Origin of the sequence: Rhizobium sp. Rhizsp42 (assembly GCF_047304155.1) — a bacterium.
Taxonomy (GTDB): Bacteria; Pseudomonadota; Alphaproteobacteria; order Rhizobiales; family Rhizobiaceae; genus Rhizobium.
On the sequence record NZ_JBGLYS010000016.1, the window covers coordinates 92,951 to 114,826 of the forward strand.

The window sequence follows — 21,876 nt, forward strand, 5'->3', positions numbered from 1 at the left end:
TGTTTTGCCGTGTGGCCCCCTCATCCGCCCTTTGGGCACCTTCTCCCCTATGGGGCGAAGGGAAGATGGAGCAAGCGGGCCGCCACGAGTCCCTTCTCCCCAGCGGGGAGAAGATGCCGGCAGGCAGATGAGGGGGCCACGGGTGAGGTGTTTAAGATAATGATTCTGATGGACAAGTTGGGGCCCGGAACCCCTTCATCCCCGGCGCAACTAGTTGCACCTGAACCCTTCGAGCCACCCTCTCCCCGCTGGGGAGAAGGGAAAAGCCCCCGCCCTACCGCTTCTTGAACGGCTCCATGCCTTTGCGCGCCAACTCATCGGCGCGTTCGTTTTCCGGGTGGCCGGCGTGGCCCTTGACCCAGTGCCACTTGACCTTGTGGCGCTGGTTGGCGGCGTCCAGCGCCTGCCAGAGCTCGCCGTTCTTCACCGGCTTCTTGTCCGCGGTCTTCCAGCCGTTCTTCTTCCAGCCGAAGATCCACTTGGAGATGCCGTCCATGACGTATTTGCTGTCGGTGTGGAGATCGACCTCGCAGGCGCTTTTCAGCGCCGTCAGCGCCGAGATGGCGGCCAAGAGTTCCATGCGGTTGTTGGTGGTTTCCGCCTCGCCGCCGCAGAGCTCCTTTTCGACCTCGCCATAGCGCAGCACCGCGCCCCAGCCGCCGGGGCCGGGGTTTCCGGAGCAGGCGCCATCGGTGTAGATATCGACGTGCTTCATGGGGTCAGCCCGTATTCGGCGGCGGATTTGATCTGCCGGTGGAAGCGCAGCTTGCGCAGGTATTCGAGCGGATCCTTCTTCGTCACCATCGCGCCCTCGGGCGTCATCAGCCAGTCGTAGAGGCGAGTGAGGAAGAAGCGCAGCGCCGAGCCGCGCGAGAGGATCGGAAGTGCTGCCAGTTCGGCGTCGCTCAGCGGCCGAACGCTGGTATAGCCCTCGAGCATGGCCATGCCCTTGGTGATGTTATAGGCGCCGTCCTTTTCGAAGCACCAGGCGTTGAGGATGATCGAGACGTCGTAGGCCAAGAGATCGTTGCAGGCGAAATAGAAATCGATGAGGCCAGAGAGATCGTCGCCCAGGAAGAAGACGTTGTCGGGGAAGAGATCGGCGTGGATGACGCCGGAGGGGAGATTCTTCGGCCAGTTCGCCGCGAGAAAATCGAGCTCGCCACGGATTTCGGCCTGCAGGCCCTTCTCGACCTCGTCGGCGCGAGCTTCAGACTTGTCCCACAGCACCTGCCAGCCATCGACGGAGAGCGCGTTGGGGCGCTTGAGGTCGAAACCTTCGCCGGCGATGTGCATGCGGGCCAACGCCTTGCCGACTTCGCGGCAATGTTTCGCTTCCGGCTTGCGCAGCCACATGCCTTCGAGGAAGGAGATGAGGGCCGCGGGGCGGTCCGACAGCTGGCCGAGCAGCGCGCCATCCTTGCGCGGCAAGGGCAGCGGGCAGGACAGGCCGCGGGCGGAAAGATGCTGCATCAGGCCGAGGAAGAACGGCAGGTCGGTCTTTTCGACGCGCTTTTCGTAGAGCGTCAGGATCAGCGGGTCCTTCGACGTGTGCAGCAGGAAGTTGCTGTTTTCGACGCCCTCGGCGATGCCCTTGTAGGACAACAGCGTGCCGGCGTCATATTCCGTCAGGAACCACTTCAGATCGTCTTCGGAGATATCGGTGTAGACTGCCAAGGCGGGCTCTCGTTTTCGGTTTGGTGCTTCGGTCGGCTTCGGGCGGTGCAGATGATACCCCCCTCTGCCCTGCCGGGCATCTCCCCCACAAGGGGGGAGATTGATCCGTGGTGGGGGTTTCCCCAAACAATTTGATCTTGCAGCGAGCGGCCGCCCCCAGCCGATCTCCCCCCTTGTGGGGGAGATGTCCGGCAGGACAGAGGGGGGGTGGCCCACCCTCCGACTACCGATTACCCGTTCACGAACGCCATGTCCGCTGTCGTCAGCTCGATGTCGCGCAGCTCGCGGTTGACGAGGAAATGCTCGTTTTCCTGCACGGTCTCGGCAAGCTCGACGCGGGCATCAAACCGGGCGCGAAATGCTTCGATGATCTCGTTGACGATGACCTCGGGGGCAGAGGCGCCGGCGGAAAGGCCGAGCGTGCCGACGGGGCCGATATCGTCCCAATCGAGCTCGGAGGCGCGCTGCACGAGGATCGATTTCTTCGCCCCTGCCCTCAGCGCCACTTCGACGAGGCGCTTGGAATTGGACGAGTTCGGCGCGCCGACGATGATGAAGAGATCGCAGCCGGGGGCCGCCTGCTTGACGACTTCCTGGCGGTTTGTCGTGGCGTAGCAGATCGAATCGGCCGATGGCGCAGTCAAGTTCGGGAAGCGCTCCTGCAGGCGGGCGATGACGCCGGCGGTGTCGTCGACCGAGAGCGTGGTCTGCGTGACATAGCCGAGATTGTCGGGGTCGACGGGCTCGTAGAGATCGACATCGGCGATGGTCTCGACCAGCGACACGGCGCCTTCGGGGAGCTGGCCCATGGTGCCGATCACCTCGGGGTGGCCGGCATGGCCGATCAGCACGACGTGGCGGCCGAGCTTGTTGTGGCGCATGGCCTGCTTGTGGACCTTGGAGACCAACGGGCATGTGGCGTCGAGATAGAAGAGGTTGCGAGACGTCGCATCCTCCGGCACCGATTTCGGCACGCCATGGGCTGAGAAGACGACCGGCTGAGCGCGATGCTCTTCCGGGATCTCGTTCAGCTCCTCGACGAAGACGGCGCCCTTGGCTTCCAGACCTTCGACGACATAGCGGTTATGAACGATCTCGTGCCTGACATAGACGGGCGCGCCATAGGATTTCAGCGCCAGAACGACGATCTGGATCGCCCGGTCGACGCCGGCGCAGAAGCCGCGCGGCCCGCAGAGCCTGATCGTCAGTGGAGGTTTCGCCGCAATATTCATGTCTTTTCCGGTTTATGCAGATACGCGCCTTAAAGCGTGCCGCGATCCTTCGGATTCGCTCGTCACGCTTTAAGCCTTTGTTTTATCGCATGTCGGTGCCGCAAAACCGCTGCACACTTTTGCGCGACATGCTTTAGCCCAATATAGGCAGAAATTGAAGCGATACTATTGCGCCGGCGGATTGCCGCGCTTGCGCAAGCGCGCGACGACGACGATCACGACCAGCGTTAAGGCCAGGCCATACCAGATGAAGGCGTATTGCAGGTGGTTGTTGGGCAGGTCGACCTCGGTGACGCCGCCGATCGGCATGCCCTTGGGATTGGGCGTGTCATCGGCATCGACGAAGAAGGGCACGACAGAAGCCTTGTCGAGCCCGGTGCTCGAGGCCATGACGTCGAGGTCCTTCCAGTAGAAGATGTTCTTGGCGACGTCGTTATCGGGCACGATCCATGACGGCTTGCCGGGGAGTTTGCTGCGGGCGAGACCGTTGACGGTCTGCTCGCCCGTCAGCTGGCCCTGCATACGCATTTCCGGTTCCTTGTTGTCATATGGAACGAAGCCGCGATTGACGAAGAGGAAGCGGCCATCTGAGAGCTGTAGCGGCGTGTAGACGTAGAAGCCGGTCTGGCCGCGCCAGGTGGCGAAGAAGTGGCGTTCGCGGCTGTTGTCGTAGACGCCGGACAAAGTGACGCGGCGGTACTCGATATCCTCACCCTTGGCGGCCATCGCCTCGATATCGGACAAGGGGACTACGGGCGCTGCGAGGCGCGTGGCGATATCGGCGAGCAGGCCTTCCTTCCAGTGCAGCCGCTCGACCTGCCAGGTGCCGAGCGCAATCAGGATGGCGAGTGCTACGAGGACTGCGATGGCGGTCAGGACCGATCGCGTGCGGCGGGGGGCAGCGGCTGTGGCATCAATCACGGGAGAGACGTCCTTCACGGGCATTGTGGCGGTATTGCATGGCGATCAGGATGCCCTTGCACCAACGCAGCGCCAGTAGCGAGAGAATGATCGTCAGCGGCGCGAAGAGCAGGATATGCAGCCAGATCGGCGGCGAATAGTTCACTTCCAGCCACAGCACCGAGCCGATGACGATGAAGCCGACGATCAGGATGACGAATACGGCCGGGCCATCGCCGGCGTCGGCAAAGGCATAATCCAGGCCGCAAGCGGCACAGCGCGGCTTCAGGCCCAGCAAACCATTGAAAAGCTTGCCATTGCCGCAGCGCGGGCAGCAGCCGCGAATGCCTGTTTTCAAAGGATCCACAGGTGGGAAATGCGCGCTGTCCTCGTTCATGCTATCCTCCCGACGCGGTGAGTCACCGCCTTAAAGTCACCCATAATGTAATCGCAATACGAAGTGAAATGCCTGCGCGATTTCGCCTCACTGATTCGCGCCAAACAAAAGAAGAAAACACATGTCCGAGGAAAACCCAGCCGCTCAGATCGTCATTCTGAACGGCGCACCGCGCAGCGGAAAATCATCGATCGCCAAGGCGATCCAGGACGAGTTCGACGGCCCGTGGATGAACATCGGCGTCGATGCCTATAACGCCATGACGCCCGATCGCTATCTGCCCGGCATCGGCCTGCGGCCCGGTGGCGAACGCCCCGATCTCGAAGACGCGGTGCCGTTCTTCTATGCCGCCCTCTACGAGACGATCGCCATCCATGTCGGCCTCGGCCTCAACGTCGTCGCCGATCTCGGGCACCACGATTTCTACTCGCAACCGCTCGGCATTCTCGCCGACTGCGCCCGCAGGCTGGAAGGTTTTCCGGTTCTGTTCGTCGGCGTGCACTGCCCGCTCGACACGATCATGCGCCGCCGCGAGATCCGCATGCCGGGCCGCGAGGGGCTCTACGACCAGGCGAGCGCCGAAGACCCGATCCCCGATTCGGTGCAGCGCTGGCAGGACCATGTGCACCAGCCGGGCATCTACGATCTGGAAGTAGACACGTCGCTGCTAACGCCGCTGGAATGCGCCGAGATCATCCGGCAGACGCTCGATATCGGCATTCCCAGGCCGTCGGCGTTCGAGCGGATCGCGGAAGCGCGGTAGCGGCGAGACGGTAGAAGCGGACTTCCTACGCAGGTGAACCGTGGATGCGGTCAACCTCAGCACCCGGAGCCCCCTCATCCGCCCTTCGGGCACCTTCTCCCCGCTGGGGAGAAGGGAAAAGCGGCGCCCTCTGCGGTCTCTTCCCCTCTCCCCTCGGGGAGAGGGTAGGGTGAGGGGGCCACTGGTGAGACGCTGCTACAGAGGTCCGCACGGGCCCATTGCCGTCATTCATACCCCATGCCGCTTGAAATTATATTCGGATATACAAACATTGCATAGGTAGAGAACGAGGAGGTTTTGGCGTGGCGCTATTGAAGTATGTTTCGATACTTTCTGCTTCGTACTTCCTGATCGTCCTCCTAAGCGTGGCGGCTTTTGAAGAACCAAACTGGGGAGGTTGCCTGCTGCTTCTGGTGTTCGCGGAATTTTCTCGTCTTTTTACGGTTTGGTTTAACCTCGCCTTGCGTGGAAAATAGCATCAGCAAACTGACCTCGTCGTACCGCCCACCATAAAAAATGCGGAGCCACCTCTCGATGACCCGCATTTGCATTACCGGCAGGCCCTGCGAGCCGCCCTTTCAATCCAACAGCCGCAGTCCTCACCCGGCCGCGAGCGGTGCGCCCCAGCCGCCCCAGACGTAGATCGAGAAGAACAGGAAGAGCCAGACCACGTCGACGAAGTGCCAGTACCAGGCGGCCGCTTCGAAGCCGAAGTGTTGCTTGGGGGTGAAATCGCCGCGTATGGCGCGGATCAGGCAGACGATCAGGAAGATCGTGCCGACGAGCACGTGGAAGCCGTGGAAGCCGGTCGCCATGAAGAAGGTGGCGCCGTAGATCGAGTTCTTGAAGGCGAACGGCGCGTGAGCGTATTCATAGGCCTGGACGCTGGAGAAGAGCACGCCGAGCAGCACCGTCAGCGTCAGGCCCTGGATGAGGCCCTTGCGGTCGTTGTGCAGCAGCGCATGGTGCGCCCAGGTGACCGTGGTGCCCGAGAGCAGCAGGATGACGGTGTTGTAGATCGGCAGGTGCCAGGGGTCGAGCACCTCGATGCCCTTCGGCGGCCACTGACCACCGGTGAAGGCCAGACGCGAGGCCTGGATGGCTTCGTGCGGATAGAGGCTGGCGTCGAAATAGGCCCAGAACCAGGCCACGAAGAACATCACCTCCGAGGCGATGAACATGATCATGCCGTAGCGCAGGTGCAGCGAGACGACGCGGGTGTGGGCGCCCTCATGGGCTTCCTTGACGGTATCGGCCCACCAGCCGAACATCACGTAAAGAACGACCGCAAGGCCGATGAAGAACAGCCAGGGATGGGCCCATTCGATGCCGAAGATGTGCAGCGAGCCGCCGTTGAGATAGCGCATGTAGCCGACGCCGCCGAAGGTCATGACGAAGGCGCCGAACGAAGCCAATATCGGCCACGGGCTCGGATCTATGATGTGATAATCGTGATGTTTCTGATGCGCTTCGGCCATTTGGACTCCCCCGGACCTATCCTCTCCGCTCCGGCTTAGCCGGAAACGAACCCAGTATCAAAGTTTCTTTTCAAGCGTTTGCGTTCCATCCTCGCGCGAAGCCACCGGCTTCGGTCCTTCCTTCGGATAGAACGTGTAAGACAATGTGACCGTGTGGATATCCTTGGATTCCACGGCCTTGACGATATCGGCGTCGATGTAGAAGACGACAGGCATGTCCAGCTTCTCGCCCGGCTGCAGCACGGTCTCGTTGAAGCAGAAGCACTGCACCTTGTTGAAATAGACACCCGCCTCGCCCGGCGTGACGTTGAACACGGCCTGGCCGCGCTGCGGCTGATTTGACTTGTTGACGGCGGTGAAATTCACCTGGATCGTTTCGCCGATGCGCGGATTGACCTCGCGCTCCACCGGCTTGAACTCCCAATCCAGCCCCGGCGCGACATTGGCGTCAAAGGTGACCCGCATCTTGCGGTCGAGGATGACAGTCGAGGCCTGCTCGACGCGCTGCGTCGTGCCGTTATAGCCGGTGAGCTGACAGAACATGCGATAGAGCGGCACGGCGGCATAGCTTGCCGCGCCCATGCCGAAGACGAAGGCAAGGCACATGAAAACGACGGCGCCATTGTTGCGCGGCTTTCTCGGCGTGCTTTGCGCTTCGCTCATCTCATGCCCTCAAGTGAATTTCACGATGGTTATGGCGTAGAAAATGACGACCAGAGCGGCCAGCACGAGGCCAAGCGCAACGTTGCGGTTGCGGCGGGACTTGCGCTGGGCGTCGGTGAGCTTGACGGTCTCGATCAAAGGCCGGCTCCCCAATGCGTCATCAGGAAGGACGCCAGGCGGTCGAACATCAGCGCCGAGAAGATGGCGAAGAGATAGAAGATCGAATAGGCGAAGAGCTTCTTGGCCGGCACCATCTTTTCGTCGCCATCGGGCATGCGCCAGCAAATGACGGACCAGTAGACGAAGACGGCGCTGAGCAGGCCGGCGACGACGCCATAGCCGGTGCTTGCAAAGCCGAGGAAGGTCGGCGCAACGGCGCTGAACGCGGTCAGCACTGCATAGACGACGATCTGGTTCTTGGTGGTGCGCTCGCCAGAGACATTCGGCAGCATCGGCACGCCGACGGACTGATAATCGCGCATCTTGAACAGCGCCAGCGCCCAGAAGTGGGCAGGCGTCCAGAGGAAGATGATGAGGAAGAGAACCGTGCTTTCGATGGTGACGCTATCGGTTACGCAGGCCCAGCCGATCATCGGGGGGAAAGCACCGGCCGCACCGCCGATGACGATGTTCTGCGGCGTCGAACGCTTCAGCCACATCGTGTAGACGACGGCGTAGAAGAAGATGGTGAAGGCGAGGATCGAGGCTGCGAGCCAATTGACGGCGAGCCCGAGGATCGACACGGAAAAGCAGGAAAGCACGAGGCCGAAGGCGAGCGCCTCGTTGGGCGCGATACGGCCGGCGGGGATCGGGCGCTTGGCGGTGCGGGTCATCACCGCATCGATATCGGCGTCATACCACATGTTGAGCGCGCCGGATGCACCAGCGCCGACAGCGATGCAGAGCACCGCGATGATGCCGATGACGGGATTGATGTGGCCGGGCGCCACGATCAGGCCGGCGAATGCGGTGAAGACCACAAGCGACATGACGCGCGGCTTGAGAAGCTCGAAGTAATCGCGTGCGCTGGCTTCCGACATGCGAAATTCGCTGTCGTCTCCAAGGCTGCTGCGATCGTCGATGACTGTCATTGGTATTGTCCTGAAAACTGAACGGTGACCGCCGCGCTCCTCCGGCGGCGGTCACGATGTCTCGCATCCATTTACTTGATGCGCGGGAGCTGTTCCCATTGGTGATAAGGGGGTGGCGAGGAAAGCTGCCACTCGAGGGTCGTAGCACCCTCACCCCACGGATTGTCTCCGGCGACGCGCTTCTTGGCGAAGGCTTCGAATACGCCGAAGAGGAAGATCAGAACGCCGAAAGCCGAAATGTAGGAGCCGATCGAGGACACGTAGTTCCAGCCGGCGAAGGCATCCGGATAGTCGATATAGCGGCGCGGCATGCCGGCGAGGCCGAGGAAGTGCTGCGGGAAGAACACCAGGTTGACACCGATGAACATGACCCAGAAGTGCAGCTTGCCGATGAGCTCGTTGTACATGTAGCCGGTCATCTTCGGGAACCAGTAGTACCAGCCGGCGAAGATGGCGAAGACGGCGCCGAGCGACAGAACGTAGTGGAAGTGCGCCACAACGTAATAGGTGTCGTGCAGCGAACGGTCGAGACCGGCGTTTGCCAGCTGCACGCCGGTGACGCCACCGACCGTGAACAGGAAGATGAAGCCGATAGCCCAGACCATCGGCGTCGAGAAGGTGATCGAGCCACCCCACATCGTCGCGATCCAGGAGAAGATCTTCACGCCCGTGGGCACGGCGATGACCATCGTCGCGAAGACGAAGTAGCGCTGTGCATCGAGCGACAGGCCGACCGTGTACATGTGGTGGGCCCAGACGACGAAGCCGACGGCGCCGATCGCGACCATGGCGTAGGCCATGCCGAGGTAGCCGAAGATCGGCTTCTTCGAGAAGGTCGAGATGATGTGGCTGACGATGCCGAAGCCGGGCAGGATCAGGATGTAGACTTCAGGGTGACCGAAGAACCAGAACAGGTGCTGGTAAAGGATCGGGTCGCCGCCGCCCTCGGGCACGAAGAAGGAAGTGCCGAAGTTGCGGTCGGTCAGCATCATGGTGATGGCGCCGGCGAGAACCGGGAGCGACAGCAGAAGCAGGAAGGCGGTGATCAGAACCGACCAGGCAAAGAGCGGCATCTTGTGCAGCGTCATGCCGGGAGCGCGCATGTTCAGGATCGTGGTGATGAAGTTGATCGCGCCGAGGATCGACGAGGCACCAGCGATGTGGAGCGCGAAGATCGCCAGATCGACCGCAGGACCCGGCGTACCCGTGCTCGAAAGCGGCGGATACATGGTCCAGCCGCCGCCGGCACCATAAGCGCCGGCCGGGCCTTCGACGAACATCGACATGATGAGCAGAAGGAAGGCCGGAACGATGAGCCAGAAGGAGATGTTGTTCAGACGCGGGAAGGCCATATCCGGCGCGCCGATCATGATCGGCACCATCCAGTTGGCGAAACCGCCGATCATCGCCGGCATGACCATGAAGAAGATCATGATCAGCGCGTGCGCGGTGGTGAACATGTTGAACATCTGCTTGGCGCCGTCGATGGCGGCATCGCCTTCGTAACCATAGACCATGGCGGCGAGGCCATGGAAAATCTGGATACCAGGCTCCTGCAGCTCCATGCGCATGGCAACGGAGAGCGCGCCGCCGACGATGCCGGCCATGATCGCGAAGATCAGGTACAGCGTGCCGATGTCCTTGTGGTTGGTCGAAAAGAGCCAGCGATTGACGAAGCTCGGCTTGTGCGAGTGGTCGTGGTGGTGATCGTCATGGGCGTGCGCGCCATGATCGTGATCATGCGAATGATCGTGTGCGGAAGGTCCAGCCATGTCCCGTTCCTTTTCCTTTACTGAGCGACGTTTTCGGCGACATCGAGGGTCTTTGCGGGACCATCGGTTTCAGCCATGAGGTTCTTGTAAGCACCGGGCAGGTCGGAGGCGGCGGACGCCATCCACTGCTTGTACTTGTCCTCGGAAACGACGCGAATTGCGATCGGCATGAACGCGTGGTCCTTGCCGCAGAGTTCGGAACACTGGCCGTAGAACAGGCCCTCGCGCTCGGCGCGGAACCAGGTTTCGTTCAGACGGCCGGGCACGGCATCGATCTTGACGCCGAAAGACGGCATCGCGAAAGCGTGAATGACGTCGGTCGGGGCAGCCGTCACGAGAACGCGCACGGTCTTGTTGACCGGCAGCACGAGTTCGTTGTCGACGGCGAGAAGGCGCGGATACTTGGCCTTGTCTTCCTTGCCGGCAGCGGCGCGGTCCTGATCCTTCAAGAGATAGCTGTCGAAGGCGAGCGGATTGTCGCCCGATCCCTCATACTCATAGTTCCACTGCCACTGCGTCGCGGTCGCCTTGATGGTGACATCAGGGTTCTCAGGAAGCGTCAGCTGCGCGGTCAAAAGATTGAACGACGGAACCGCCAGGAAGAGCAGCACCAGGACCGGTCCCACGGTCCAGGCGATCTCGATTGCGGTGTTGTGGCTCGTCTTTGATGGAACCGGGTTCGCACTTGCCCGGAAGCGAAGACAGACGATGATAAGAAGAGCGAGCACGAAGAGTGTCACGGGAACAATAAACCACAGCGTATATTGTTCGAACCAGTGAATATCGCGCATGATCGGCGTCGCGGCTGGCTGCAAAGTGGCCTGCCACGGCATCGGTTGGTCGGCATAACTGCCGGAAGCAAAAAGCAGACAGACCATCGCGGTCATGCCTGCATAGGCCTTCTTAATCACGTTTCATCTCCCTCGAGCGCTGACCCGCGTGCACTGCACGCAGAATCCTTGCCATCCTCATGCGCTTCAAACCACAGTTTAGCACTTGCCGCAATAATCCAAAGCATTTGGCCATGCGGCATTTTCGCCCCGATGATCCCTCCTCCGGGCGCATCGAAACATGCCATGATTTTCCTTATGATACGGAAAATGTTGGCTTGAGCCAGCCATCCTTCCCAAGAATAATCAAGAAACGTCCCATTTCCGCCGTAGTCCCCGGCTTTTCAGCGGGTGGGGCTTTTCATTTTGGACGGCCCGCCCCAACTTAGCGGCACTGATTCGAACTGCAGAGGTTTTCATGGGTTTCCGTTCCCTAGTGCGGCCGTTCGTGCTGTCGGCTTGTGTTACCGCCGCGGCGATCGCTCCGGCTTTCGCGCAGACGCCGGCGCCGACACCAGCTCCGGCCGCGCCGGCACAGCCCGCCCCCGGCGCCCCTGCCGCGCAGGCGACACCAGGACAGACGCAACCGCAGGCGCCCGGCACCGTCCGCTCCAATCACGGCGCGTGGTCCGTGGTCTGCGACAAGCCGGCCGGCGCTTCGGCCGAGCAATGCGCGCTGATGCAGAACGTGATTGCCGAGGATCGCCCGGAAGTGGGCCTCTCGGTTGTCGTGCTGAAGACCGCCGACCGCAAGTCGAAGATTCTCCGTGTGCTCGCGCCACTCGGCGTGCTGCTGCCCAACGGTCTCGGCCTTAACGTCGACGGTAAGGATATCGGCCGCGCCTACTTCGTGCGCTGCTTCGCCGATGGCTGCTACGCCGAAGTCGTGCTCGAGGACGAACTGCTGAAGACCTTCCGCAGCGGTGCCAGCGCCACCTTCATCGTCTTCCAGACGCCTGAAGAGGGTATCGGCATTCCTGTCGACCTCAAGGGCTTCGCCGAAGGCTACGACGCGCTTCCCTGATAACAGGGGCCTAATAGCTAGGCCTGAGCTCCGCGTCTGATCGCTTTTGCGATCCTTACCAATTCGACACTTGCTCGAACCGTCCCCGGGACCTACATCGGCAGGAAGCATTTCCTGCCGCAGCGGAGCATAATGACATGAATACCGATCTCCTGACGCTTTTCGACGCCGACGAAGCGAAGATGCGTTCGCTTGTCGCCGAGGCCCTTTCCGGTGCGGACGACGGGGAGCTCTATATCGAGCACGCGCAGGCCGAATCGCTGATGTTCGACAATGGCCGCCTCAAGGGCGGCAGCTTCAACACCGAGCAGGGTTTTGGCCTGCGCGCGGTGGCGGGCGAAGCCGTCGGTTACGCGCATGCGGGCGATCTCTCTGTTTCGGCGCTGAAGCGGGCTGCCGACGCGGTGAGCGCGGTGACGCGCGGCTATACCGGCAGCTATGCGGCGGCCCCGCAGGGCACCAACAAGAAGCTCTACAGCGACGAAAACCCGATCGGCTCACCCACCTTCGAGGAGAAGGTCAAGGTTCTGCAGGACATCGACGCCTATCTTCGCGGCAAGGACGACAAGGTCCGGCAGGTGACCGCTTCGGTCGCGGCCAGCTGGCAGGTGGTCGACATCCTGCGCGCGGACGGCCACCGGGTCCGCGATATCCGGCCGATGACGCGCATCAACATCTCCGTCATGGTCGGCCAGGGCGACCGCCAGGAAAGCGGCTCCTATGGCAGCGGCGGACGCATCGGCTTCGGTGATTTCATCGCCGAGGGCAACTGGCAGTATGGCGCCGACGAAGCGCTGCGCCAGGCGCTGGTCAATCTCGAGGCGATCGAGGCGCCTGCGGGCACGATGGATGTGGTGCTCTCCTCCGGCTGGCCGGGCGTGATGCTGCACGAGGCCGTCGGCCACGGGCTGGAGGGCGATTTCAACCGCAAGAAGACGTCGGCCTTCGCCGGCCTGCTCGGCCAGATGGTCGCCGCCCCGGGCGTGACCGTGGTCGATGACGGCACGATCGATAGCCGCCGCGGCTCGATCACCATCGACGACGAAGGCACGCCCTCGGGCTATAACGTGCTGATCGAAAACGGAAAGCTGGTGGGCTACATGCAGGACCGGCAGAACGCCCGACTGATGGGCATGAAGCCGACGGGCAACGGCCGCCGCCAGGGCTACGCGCATGTCCCGATGCCGCGCATGACCAACACCTACATGCTGGGTGGCGACAAGACGCCGGAAGAGATCATCTCGTCGGTGAAGAAGGGCATCTATGCCGTCTCCTTCGGCGGCGGCCAGGTCGACATCACCTCCGGCAAGTTCGTGTTCGGCTGCACCGAGGCCTACCTGATCGAGAACGGCAAGATCGGTCCGGCCGTCAAGGGCGCCATGCTGATCGGCAACGGTCCGGATGCGATGCAGCGGATTTCCATGGTCGGCAACGACATGAAGCTCGACACCGGCATCGGCAATTGCGGCAAGGCGGGCCAGTGGGTTCCGGTCGGCGTCGGCCAGCCGCATCTGAGGATGGACCAGGTGACGGTGGGCGGCACGCAGGCGTAGGCCCTTCCCCGATGACCGATATCAGCATTCGCCCCTTCGCGCCGTCGGACAAGGACGGCGTGATCTCGACGATCCTGCCGATCCAGAGCGAGGAGTTCGGGATCGCGATCACAGCCGCCGACCAGCCGGACCTTTCGGCCATTCCCGAGTTCTACCAGTCGGGCAAGGGTCAGTTCTGGGTGGCAACATCGGGTGATACCGTGGTCGGCACGATCGGGCTGAAGGATATCGGCAACGACCAGGCGGCGCTGCGCAAGATGTTCGTGGCGGCGGATTTTCGCGGCCGCGAACGTGGGGTTGCCACGGCGCTTCTTGCGGCGCTGGTGCGGCACGCAGAGGCGCAGGGGCTTGCCGATATCTATCTCGGCACAACGGACAAGTTTCTCGCGGCGCATCGCTTCTACGAGAAGAACGGCTTCGTCGAAGTCGAGAAGAGCACGCTGCCGCCGAGCTTCCCCGTCATGGCCGTCGACAGCAAGTTCTACAGGCTGAGCCTCAGCGCCGACTGACGCTCACAGAGCTTCATCCAAGGAAAACAGCCACTTGCGCTTGATCGCGGCCGCGAGGTCGAGATCGTTTTGGTGTGCGAAGAGCAGGATGTGGCCAAGCACGTCGGCGGCTTCGTTTTCGAGGTCGCGGGCCATGTCCTCGCCGGAACGGCCCTTGGGGCGCCCTCGCCCGCTGACGCGGTTCCAGGCCTGGGTGAGTTCGCCCATCTCTTCCTGGAGCTTCAGCAGAAACCAGTCGGCATCGCGGGTGATGCCGTTTTCTCCGGCATAGGCGCTCGAGGCCCGCTCGAACTTCAGGGCAAGATCATCCAGCATCATGTTCTCCTTTCGTTTACGTAGGAGAACCCTGATTCAGCGGCAATGTCCAGTCGGAATGGCTGGCGGATCAGCCGCGGTCGCCGAGCAGCATGCAATCGTAGGACCGCTTCTTCAGCGCATCGCAGGCGGATGTCGCGGCGTCGCGGCTTTCGAAGCCGACGAAGCGTGCGCGGTAGACCTTGTTGGCCCCCTTGCCGACGGCTTCCGTATAGGGGTTGGCCGACTTCAGCGCGGCGCCGCCTTCGGACTTGGCCTGGGCGAGAAGCGCGCGGGCGGCTTCGTCGCTCGGGGCAGCCGAGATCTGGATCGACCAGTCGCCGGTCGAAGCAACGGATGCGAGTGGCTTTGCAGAGCCGATTTTTGCCGACGGCGTTACGGCGTCGAGCGCCGAGGGACGCTCCTGCGGAACGGTGTCGCTCAGGTAGCCGAGCGCCTTGGGAGCAAGTTCGCTGCGGGCGATTTCAGGTGCTGCGACCGGGGCGACATCCTCGACGCGCGGTGCGGATGCGGGAACCGGCAGGTCGCTGGCGTCGGCCGCGGATGCAACTTCGACAGGCTCGCGGGAATTGACGCTGGCGACCAAGCGGGCGCCACCCGAAGAGGATGCGCGGCCCATGGCCTTGTCGAGCAGGGCCGCCATCTTGTCGTCGCGGCTGCGGGCGGTGCGGCCACCGAGGACCACGCCGACGACGCGACGGTTGCCATCCTTGACGGCGCTGACGAGGTTGAAGCCCGAGGCGTTGGTGTAGCCGGTCTTGATGCCGTCCATGCCCTGGTAGCGGTACATCAGGTTGTTGTGACCGCGAATCTGGCGTCCGCGGAAATTGAAGCTCGCGGTCGAGAAGAGGCGGTATTCGCGGGGATAATTCTTCATCAGGGCGACGGCGAGCGTGGACATGTCACGCGCCGTGGTCACCTGGCGACCATCCGGCAGGCCCGACGCATTGTAGAACGAGGTACGGCTCATGCCGAGCTGGCGCGCCTTCTGCGTCATCAGCCTGGCGAAATTGCTTTCCGAGCCACCGAGCTTCTCGCCCATGGCGGCAGCGGCGTCGTTTGCCGACTTGGTGATCATACCGAGGATTGCTTCGCGCACGGTGATCGACGTTCCTGCCTTGGCGCCGAGCTTGGTCGGCGGGCGGGAGGCGGCGTATTTCGACATGACGATCGGGGTATCCCAGTTCATCTTGCCGCGATTGATGGCCTCAAACGCCATGTAGATCGTCATCATCTTGGTGAGCGACGCGGGATGATTGAGGACATCGGCGTTTTCCGACGACAGAACCTTGCCGGTTCTTGCATCGAGGATGAGTGAAGCGCTGCCAGCCATAGCCGACAACGGCGCCGCAACGACCAACGTCGCGGTTATAATCGCGGCCAACAGCTTTCTCATGCACTTCCCCTCGATGAACGGCCGACCCTCGTCGCCCGAATTTTGTCCCGTTCCTGTACAGAAGGACACAATATGGCGCGACTTTGCGGCAACGTGGACAATTTTTGTCAAATTTTACCCTTTATGGTGAAAAAAACGTAAAACACGCCCTGCAATATTAGCATTCAGGCAAAGTCAGCATTCAGCAAGGCTTAACCTCGCCCTTGCTAGGGTCGCCTTCCTCACGACCCCCGCAGACGGAGCGGAGATGATGAACGCCAGAACGCTGGCAAAGCGGATCGCGATAACTGGCGGGCTGGAGGTGGCCAACCTCCTGCGCTCGGTCGGGCTGATGCGCGGCGCACGCGGGATGGGCGCGATCTTCACGCTGCATCACGTTCGCCCCCACGAGCCGGCCGCCTTTTCGCCTAACGCGCATCTGGAGATCACGCCGGACTTTCTCGACGCGGTGCTGACGCGGCTGAAGAGCGACGGCTACCGATTCGTGTCGCTTACTGATGTTCCCGATGCGCTCGCCGAGCCGAAACCATCGCAGCCCTTCGCGGCCTTTACGCTCGACGACGGCTATCGCAACAATCTCGTCTACGCCATGCCCGTGTTCGAGCGGCATGAGGCGCCGTTCACGATCTTCGTGGCCAAGGGGCTGGTGGAGCGGACGCATACGATCTGGTGGGAGACGCTGACGGCGCTCTTGCGGCGCGAGGACAGGCTGAGCTTCGATTTCGGCGATGGTGCCGAGACGATCGACACCGCGACGCCCGCTGACAAGCACCGCGCCTTTGCCCGCTTCGCACGCTATATTCATATGCATGAGGAGAGCTCTGCTGTAGAGGCCGTGGATGCGCTGGCGCGGTCGCATGGGATCGACCCCACCGAGATCGTCGACGATCTGGTGATGGGCGCGCCGGAGCTCAACCTTCTCGACGCCAGCCCACTCGCCTCGCTCGGCGCCCACACGGTCAGCCACCGTGCCGTCGCGCGGCTTTCCGACGCCGAGGTTCGCGATGAGATGACGCACTCCCAGGATTATGTCGAGGTGATCAGCGGCCACCGGCCTGAGGCGTTTGCCTATCCTTATGGAACGCGCGAGGCGGTGACGCAGCAGCAGGCGGCGATTGCTAGGGATCTCGGCTTTTCTCTGGCGGTGACGACGCAGCCCGGCGTGATCGGCCGGCAATCGCTCGAGCGCGCCACCTATCTGCCGCGGCTCTCCATCAACGGGCTCTATCAGAAGCCGCGCTATGTCTCCGGCCTTGCTTCGGGAATCCCTTTGAAGCTGATGGGCAATCGCGGCTGAGGGTCAGCCCTTCCCCGCCGAGATTATCCACCGATCACTTTCTTTTGAGTCGGCAAGCCATAGGCGGGCGATGCCAGCGCCTCGGGGACACGATCTTTTCAACCTAGGATGAAAATTCGAGCGAGGAGCGCCGTGGTTGCGCGGCGCTCCGTTTCGATGTCAGCGGCGGCGGGTTCGTGGCACCCTTGCGCGGGCGATTGCAGACGCCGCCGAGGGGATGCTTACGGATACATCCGCACCTTGTCCCAGCCGCCTTCGGGCGTGGCGCGGCGGAACTCGATGCGGTCGTGGAGCCGGAACTTCTGGTCTTTCCAGAACTCGATCGAGGTCGGCTTGATGCGGAAGCCGGACCAGTGCGGCGGGCGCGGGATCTCGCCGATGGCATAGCGCGCCGTGTATTCGGCGACGGCTTTTTCCAGCGCGAAGCGGCTTTCGAGCGGACGCGACTGCTTGGAGGCCCAAGCGCCGATGCGGCTGCCGCGGGCGCGGGTCTTGTAGTAGGCGTCGGCCTCCTCGTCGCTCACCACTTCAACCGGGCCGCGCAACCGAACCTGGCGGCGCAGCGTCTTCCAGTGGAAGCACATGGCCGCTTTTTTCTGGCCGAGGACTTCGCGGCCTTTCTGACTTTCGAAATTCGTGTAGAACACAAATCCGTCTTGATCGAATCCCTTAAGGAGAACCATGCGGACATTGGGAAGGCCGTCTTCATCGACCGTCGCAAGCGCCACCGCATTCGGGTCATTGATCTCGGAAGCCTCGGCTTCCTTCAGCCAATCCGCAAAGAGCTGGAACGGCTCGTTTTGCTCGGTGAAGTCACTGGTTGTTAACTCATTTTCCGACATATTAGCTCAAATGCCCCGGGTTTATTCGATAATTGCCCAGCCCAAAACTACTGGACAGGACACAGGGTGGAAGTCATAGCAAAGTCAGTTCGTCATACAAAGGGCCTCATGCGCCAATGCGCGGCCATCTGCGTTGTCGGAACGGCAGTGCTTTCTCTCTCCGGCTGCATGGCCGGCGGGCTTGATATGTTCAGCAGCAACAAGGTCGACCGTTCGGTCGCCACAGGCACCGTGCCGCAGCCGGCTCCGACAAGCGACAGCATCTCCGACGAAATGACCGTGGGCAATGCCGTCACCTCGGCCGACATCAACGGCCTGCAGGGACGCCCCCTTCCCTGGGCGAACGCTTCCACCGGCAGCGCCGGCGTGATCGACACGATCGTCGAAAACAACGACACCGGCCAAGTCTGCCGTCAGTTCAAGACGACGCGCCACTCCTATGTCGGCATCTCGAAATTCTACGGCAAGACCTGCCTCGTCGGCGGCGGCAACTGGCAGCTCCTGAGCTTCCAGCCCGAGAGCTGAGCGGCCTTTTCAGCCAGTCGTTAACGGCTGCCCCCGGCTACGTTTCCGGATTTAGCAAAAGATAACCATTCCGCATGAAACCGTGGCGTGTCCTGACACCAAATAAGGACTGATTAGCAAGTTTGCGGGACTGTGGTTCGCATATGTGCGCAGATTTTCTGCTCGCGAAGCGAACTTCGGCGCACCAAATGAGTTTAATCGGGGCTGCGGAGTGCCGGACAGGGCACCTCGCATTTGGACACCGGGCGGTTTGGAACATGCGCGATCCTTATAAGATATTGGGCGTCAGGCGCGACGCTGGGCAGGACGAGATCAAGGCAGCTTGGCGCAACATGGCCAAGGTGGTGCACCCTGACCATAATCAGGGCGACCCGCTGGCCGGTGCGCGCTTCGCCGAGATCGGCCGCGCCTACGACACGCTGAAGGACCCGAAGAAGCGCAGTCTTTTCGACAGCGCGGCGCGGGCGGCCGAAGCCAAGCAGAACGAGAAGCAGAACGAAAACACCATCATGGCGCAGCGCCAGGCGGCGCGCGAAGCCGCGATCCGCGCCAAGCAGGCGCAGGAAAACGCCGAGCGGGTGATGGAAGAACTGGCGCGGGCAGCGGCGCAGAAGGCGGCAGCCGAAGCGGCCAAACAGCCGCAGCCGCAACAGCAGCAGCAGGCAGGTGTTGCCGAGCCCGCCGAAGAGATGATCGAGCGGATATTCGGCAATCAGTCCCGAGCGGCAAGCGGTGGCGGACGGACGCGCGGTTTTGGTTCCGGCCGGGCCAAGCGTCCGGAGCCCGAGAGCGCCGAGGCCGACAAGCAGACGGATAAGGCTAGCGAGAGCGCCAAGGCCGGCGATGCCGGCAAGAGCGCAGACGAAGAGCACGGCGCGGAAGAAGCCGCGGCGGCGAGCGCTGCCGTCCTGCAGCCACTCAGCCTCCTCACCTCATTCGTACGCCGCTTCACCGGCGGCGCGGCCCCCGCGCCCGAGAAGGCGCCGGACCAATTGGCCATCGCGACCGTCACCATTGAGGACATCTTGAAGGGAGCCTGGGTGAACGTCGATCTCGGCGATGGCCGCGATGCCGGCTTCGCGCTGACGCCGGGGACCACCGAGGGCCACACGGTGCGCCTCAAGGGACAGGGTCACAAGCTGACGGGCATGCAGCGCGGCGACGCTGTGGTCAATATTCACATCGCCCCGCATGCCGACTTCACTGTCGACGGCTTCGACCTGCACACCGTGCTTCCCGTCACCATCGAAAACGCCGTGCTCGGCACCGACGCGCGCATCGACGGACCGAACGGACCGCTGACGGTGACCGTGCCGGCATGGTCGGGATCGGACAAATCAATCCGGTTCGAAGGTCAGGGATTGCCCAAATCGGATGGCGGAAAGGGCGATCTTGTGGTCGAACTACGCATTATCCTGTGGGAAAAGCCCGACGATAAGGTCACGGATTTGATGAGAATTATGAAGAACGGCCTGTTTTTGTGAATTTTAGGTGACATTAGCACCCTTTGTTACGTTCCCTAACAGTTGATGATTGCTGCCAATCTTGAACCGGCTGGCCGGCTATGCCATAGGCAGGATCGATCAATTTACTTAAGGGGCGAAACATGGCTCAGGCACAAGGCCTCATGTCAGGCAAGCGCGGCGTCATCATGGGCGTTGCCAACAATCGTTCGATTGCGTGGGGCATTGCCAAAGCTATTCATGCACAGGGCGGCGAGGTTGCCTTTACTTATCAGGGTGATGCGCTGAAGAAGCGGGTCGAGCCGCTGGCAGCCGAACTCGGCGGCATTCTTGCCGGACACTGTGATGTCAGCGATGAAGCATCGATCGACGAGGTTTTCGACAACATCGAGAAGACCTGGGGCAAGATCGACTTCATCGTGCATGCGATCGGCTTTTCGGACAAGGACGAGCTCACCGGCCGTTACGTCGACACCTCGGCGGACAACTTCGCCAAGACGATGCAGATCTCCGTCTATTCCTTCACCTCGGTCGCCCGTCGCGCCGAGAAGCTGATGACGGATGGCGGCTCGATGCTGACGCTGACCTATTACGGCGCCGAAAAGGTCATGCCGAACTACAACGTCATGGGCGTTGCCAAGGCAGCTCTCGAAGCCAGCGTGAAGTATCTGGCGGTCGATCTCGGACCGAAGAACATCCGCGTCAACGCGATCTCGGCCGGCCCGATCAAGACGCTTGCAGCGTCCGGCATTGGCGACTTCCGCTATATTCTCAAGTGGAACGAATACAACGCGCCGCTGCGCCGCACCGTCACCATCGAAGAAGTCGGCGATGTCGGCCTCTACATGCTGTCGGACCTGTCGCGCTCGGTCACGGGCGAAGTGCATCACGCCGACAGCGGTTATCATGTTATCGGCATGAAGGCTGTGGACGCGCCGGATATTTCCGTCATAAAAGACTGATCGTACTCTCTTATGAGTCATGCTCGCGGCCCCTCCTCGCGGAAGCGATAAGGGGCCGTTTGCAATATGGAGCCGATCATTGCTTATCTACGTCATTCGTCACGGCCAGACAGACTGGAACGCGGAACGCCGCCTGCAAGGGCAAAAGGACATCCCGCTCAATGCCATCGGTCGTGAGCAGGCGCGCCAGAACGGCATCAACCTCGCGGAAATCCTGAAGGTCGAAGGCATCGAGTTCGATTTCATCGCGAGCCCGCTCGGCCGTACGCGCGCGACGATGGAGATCGCCCGCGAAGCAATGAACCTCCCGCCCAAGGACTACCGCACCGACGAGCGCCTGGTGGAAGTGTCGTTCGGTGACTGGGAAGGCTTTACGGTCAAGGAACTGAAGGCGACCGCCAAGGACCGGATCGTTGAGCGCAATCTGAACAAGTGGGATTTCATTCCGCCGGGTGCCGACGCAGAGAGCTACGAGATCATGTCGTGGCGGGTGGCTTCCTGGCTGAACGAGGTGGACCGGCCGACGGTCTGCGTCACGCATGGCGGCGTCATTCGCAGCCTGTTCAGGACGATTGCCAACGTGCCGAAGGATGAAGCGGCAGAGGGCGAGATTCCGCAGGACCGGATTCTCAAGATCGAGACCGACACGAAGCAGATCGCCTGGATTTAATCAGGAGAGGTTAGGCTTCGCGCCAGCCGAATTACTGTACGATATCGAGATCGTTGATGACGCGCTTTCCGTCGACTTCCGTGTAGAAGACGATAACCTTCACGCCTGCCTTCAAGCCCTCGAAATTGAATTCTTCCGACGCCTGATAGGTCTTGCCGTCATCGAGCGTGAGGCTGAGATTGCTCATGTCGATGTTCTTGATCGTCGCTTCTACGTCCGCGCTCTCGGCAAAGCCGCTGATCGGCGACAGAAAACTCGCTGTGGCCAAAAGTGTAGCAACTACGAAGCGCATGACGGCATTCCTTCGAAAACACGACTCAAACATCCAATTGTGCATAGATAGCCTCCCGAATATGGCGAAATTTGCCCTGAACCGTGACCATTCCCGCCCAATTGATGAAGCGCATTTTAACAACAATCAAGAGGGTTCGTTAATACAGTCGTACACTTAAAACGTGTTCCCAATACTACCTGTAAGAAATCGTAAATTAACACCCGCTACTTACAGTCATAGGGA

General features: G+C 61.6%; 25 protein-coding genes. 10 read left to right on the forward strand and 15 right to left on the reverse strand.

Translation table 11 applies throughout. The features are described 5' to 3' along the window. Positions 1-274: 274 nt before the first annotated feature. From rnhA to ACCD05_RS17020, 5 genes are all read right to left on the reverse strand, one after another. On the reverse strand, positions 275-715 hold the full coding sequence (gene rnhA / locus ACCD05_RS17000) for a ribonuclease HI (protein ID WP_018902017.1): 441 nt from the start codon (positions 713-715) through the stop codon (positions 275-277). Next, positions 712-1,677 (reverse strand): homoserine kinase, encoded by a 966-nt coding sequence (locus ACCD05_RS17005; protein WP_413394152.1) that lies wholly within the window; start codon positions 1,675-1,677, stop codon positions 712-714. Before ACCD05_RS17005 ends, rnhA begins: the two co-directional genes overlap by 4 nt. Before the next feature lie 230 nt (positions 1,678-1,907). Beyond that, positions 1,908-2,909, reverse strand: coding sequence for a 4-hydroxy-3-methylbut-2-enyl diphosphate reductase (ispH, locus tag ACCD05_RS17010; RefSeq protein ID WP_413394154.1), 1,002 nt, complete (start codon positions 2,907-2,909; stop codon positions 1,908-1,910). Between the two features lie 165 nt (positions 2,910-3,074). Further along, positions 3,075-3,854: an SURF1 family protein gene (locus tag ACCD05_RS17015; protein ID WP_413394156.1), complete on the reverse strand. Its 780-nt coding sequence runs from the start codon at positions 3,852-3,854 to the stop codon at positions 3,075-3,077. After that, the gene (locus tag ACCD05_RS17020; protein WP_047507915.1) at positions 3,823-4,206 is read right to left on the reverse strand and encodes a DUF983 domain-containing protein; all 384 of its coding nucleotides are present in this window, start codon (positions 4,204-4,206) and stop codon (positions 3,823-3,825) included. Before ACCD05_RS17020 ends, ACCD05_RS17015 begins: the two co-directional genes overlap by 32 nt. A gap of 121 nt (positions 4,207-4,327) precedes the next feature. Between ACCD05_RS17020 and ACCD05_RS17025 the strand changes: the two genes are divergently transcribed. Further along, a complete protein-coding gene (locus ACCD05_RS17025) occupies positions 4,328-4,969 on the forward strand; it encodes a chloramphenicol phosphotransferase CPT family protein (protein ID WP_413394158.1) in 642 nt (213 codons plus the stop codon). Between the two features lie 302 nt (positions 4,970-5,271). Next, positions 5,272-5,445 (forward strand): hypothetical protein, encoded by a 174-nt coding sequence (locus ACCD05_RS17030; RefSeq protein ID WP_413394160.1) that lies wholly within the window; start codon positions 5,272-5,274, stop codon positions 5,443-5,445. A 123-nt stretch (positions 5,446-5,568) separates the two neighbouring features. Here ACCD05_RS17030 and ACCD05_RS17035 read toward each other — a convergent pair whose 3' ends face one another. The 6 genes from ACCD05_RS17035 to coxB all read right to left on the reverse strand — a co-directional run bounded on the left by ACCD05_RS17035 (position 5,569) and on the right by coxB (position 10,884). Continuing rightward, positions 5,569-6,447, reverse strand: a complete 879-nt coding sequence (locus tag ACCD05_RS17035; protein ID WP_047507917.1) for a cytochrome c oxidase subunit 3 — start codon at positions 6,445-6,447, stop codon at positions 5,569-5,571. Positions 6,448-6,504: 57 nt separating this feature from the next. Further along, positions 6,505-7,110, reverse strand: a complete 606-nt coding sequence (locus ACCD05_RS17040; RefSeq protein ID WP_413394163.1) for a cytochrome c oxidase assembly protein — start codon at positions 7,108-7,110, stop codon at positions 6,505-6,507. Between the two features lie 9 nt (positions 7,111-7,119). Further along, on the reverse strand, positions 7,120-7,248 hold the full coding sequence (locus ACCD05_RS17045; RefSeq protein ID WP_280636991.1) for a hypothetical protein: 129 nt from the start codon (positions 7,246-7,248) through the stop codon (positions 7,120-7,122). Next, positions 7,245-8,201 carry a heme o synthase gene (locus ACCD05_RS17050; RefSeq protein ID WP_413394165.1) on the reverse strand — a complete coding sequence of 319 codons (957 nt, stop codon included), beginning with the start codon at positions 8,199-8,201 and terminating at the stop codon, positions 7,245-7,247. The genes ACCD05_RS17045 and ACCD05_RS17050 overlap by 4 nt, the downstream gene beginning before the upstream one ends. A gap of 71 nt (positions 8,202-8,272) precedes the next feature. Further along, positions 8,273-9,973 carry a cytochrome c oxidase subunit I gene (gene ctaD, locus ACCD05_RS17055; protein WP_047507923.1) on the reverse strand — a complete coding sequence of 567 codons (1,701 nt, stop codon included), beginning with the start codon at positions 9,971-9,973 and terminating at the stop codon, positions 8,273-8,275. A 17-nt stretch (positions 9,974-9,990) separates the two neighbouring features. Then, entirely contained in the window at positions 9,991-10,884 is an 894-nt protein-coding gene (gene coxB, locus ACCD05_RS17060) for a cytochrome c oxidase subunit II (protein WP_018902033.1), read from the reverse strand. A 337-nt stretch (positions 10,885-11,221) separates the two neighbouring features. On the opposite strand from coxB, the gene ACCD05_RS17065 reads away from it, so the two are divergent. The 3 genes from ACCD05_RS17065 (at position 11,222) to ACCD05_RS17075 (ending at position 13,889) form a co-directional block, all read left to right on the forward strand. After that, complete coding sequence (locus ACCD05_RS17065; RefSeq protein ID WP_018902035.1) at positions 11,222-11,827, forward strand: invasion associated locus B family protein; 606 nt, start codon at positions 11,222-11,224, stop codon at positions 11,825-11,827. Between the two features lie 137 nt (positions 11,828-11,964). Beyond that, positions 11,965-13,380 carry a metalloprotease TldD gene (gene tldD, locus ACCD05_RS17070; protein ID WP_413394168.1) on the forward strand — a complete coding sequence of 472 codons (1,416 nt, stop codon included), beginning with the start codon at positions 11,965-11,967 and terminating at the stop codon, positions 13,378-13,380. Positions 13,381-13,391: 11 nt separating this feature from the next. Continuing rightward, positions 13,392-13,889 (forward strand): GNAT family N-acetyltransferase, encoded by a 498-nt coding sequence (locus tag ACCD05_RS17075; protein ID WP_413394170.1) that lies wholly within the window; start codon positions 13,392-13,394, stop codon positions 13,887-13,889. 3 nt (positions 13,890-13,892) lie between these two features. On the opposite strand, the gene ACCD05_RS17080 is transcribed toward ACCD05_RS17075, so the two are convergent. Then, a complete protein-coding gene (locus ACCD05_RS17080) occupies positions 13,893-14,204 on the reverse strand; it encodes a pyrophosphatase (protein ID WP_413394172.1) in 312 nt (103 codons plus the stop codon). Positions 14,205-14,274: 70 nt separating this feature from the next. Further along, positions 14,275-15,600 (reverse strand): serine hydrolase, encoded by a 1,326-nt coding sequence (locus tag ACCD05_RS17085; protein ID WP_209232865.1) that lies wholly within the window; start codon positions 15,598-15,600, stop codon positions 14,275-14,277. A gap of 247 nt (positions 15,601-15,847) precedes the next feature. Between ACCD05_RS17085 and ACCD05_RS17090 the strand changes: the two genes are divergently transcribed. Further along, positions 15,848-16,897, forward strand: coding sequence for a polysaccharide deacetylase family protein (locus ACCD05_RS17090; protein WP_413394174.1), 1,050 nt, complete (start codon positions 15,848-15,850; stop codon positions 16,895-16,897). 221 nt (positions 16,898-17,118) lie between these two features. Here ACCD05_RS17090 and pdxH read toward each other — a convergent pair whose 3' ends face one another. Further along, positions 17,119-17,739 carry a pyridoxamine 5'-phosphate oxidase gene (gene pdxH / locus ACCD05_RS17095; RefSeq protein ID WP_047507936.1) on the reverse strand — a complete coding sequence of 207 codons (621 nt, stop codon included), beginning with the start codon at positions 17,737-17,739 and terminating at the stop codon, positions 17,119-17,121. A gap of 66 nt (positions 17,740-17,805) precedes the next feature. Between pdxH and ACCD05_RS17100 the strand changes: the two genes are divergently transcribed. The 4 genes from ACCD05_RS17100 (at position 17,806) to ACCD05_RS17115 (ending at position 21,359) form a co-directional block, all read left to right on the forward strand. Further along, positions 17,806-18,264, forward strand: coding sequence for an RT0821/Lpp0805 family surface protein (locus ACCD05_RS17100; RefSeq protein ID WP_047507938.1), 459 nt, complete (start codon positions 17,806-17,808; stop codon positions 18,262-18,264). 257 nt (positions 18,265-18,521) lie between these two features. Next, positions 18,522-19,748: a DnaJ C-terminal domain-containing protein gene (locus ACCD05_RS17105; protein ID WP_413394175.1), complete on the forward strand. Its 1,227-nt coding sequence runs from the start codon at positions 18,522-18,524 to the stop codon at positions 19,746-19,748. Positions 19,749-19,870: 122 nt separating this feature from the next. Next, positions 19,871-20,689, forward strand: a complete 819-nt coding sequence (fabI, locus tag ACCD05_RS17110) for an enoyl-ACP reductase FabI (protein ID WP_026283646.1) — start codon at positions 19,871-19,873, stop codon at positions 20,687-20,689. 79 nt (positions 20,690-20,768) lie between these two features. Beyond that, positions 20,769-21,359: a histidine phosphatase family protein gene (locus ACCD05_RS17115; RefSeq protein ID WP_018902045.1), complete on the forward strand. Its 591-nt coding sequence runs from the start codon at positions 20,769-20,771 to the stop codon at positions 21,357-21,359. A gap of 31 nt (positions 21,360-21,390) precedes the next feature. Here the strand turns inward: ACCD05_RS17115 and ACCD05_RS17120 are convergent, their stop codons facing one another. Then, entirely contained in the window at positions 21,391-21,651 is a 261-nt protein-coding gene (locus tag ACCD05_RS17120; RefSeq protein ID WP_018902046.1) for a DUF1344 domain-containing protein, read from the reverse strand. Positions 21,652-21,876 lie beyond the last annotated feature (225 nt).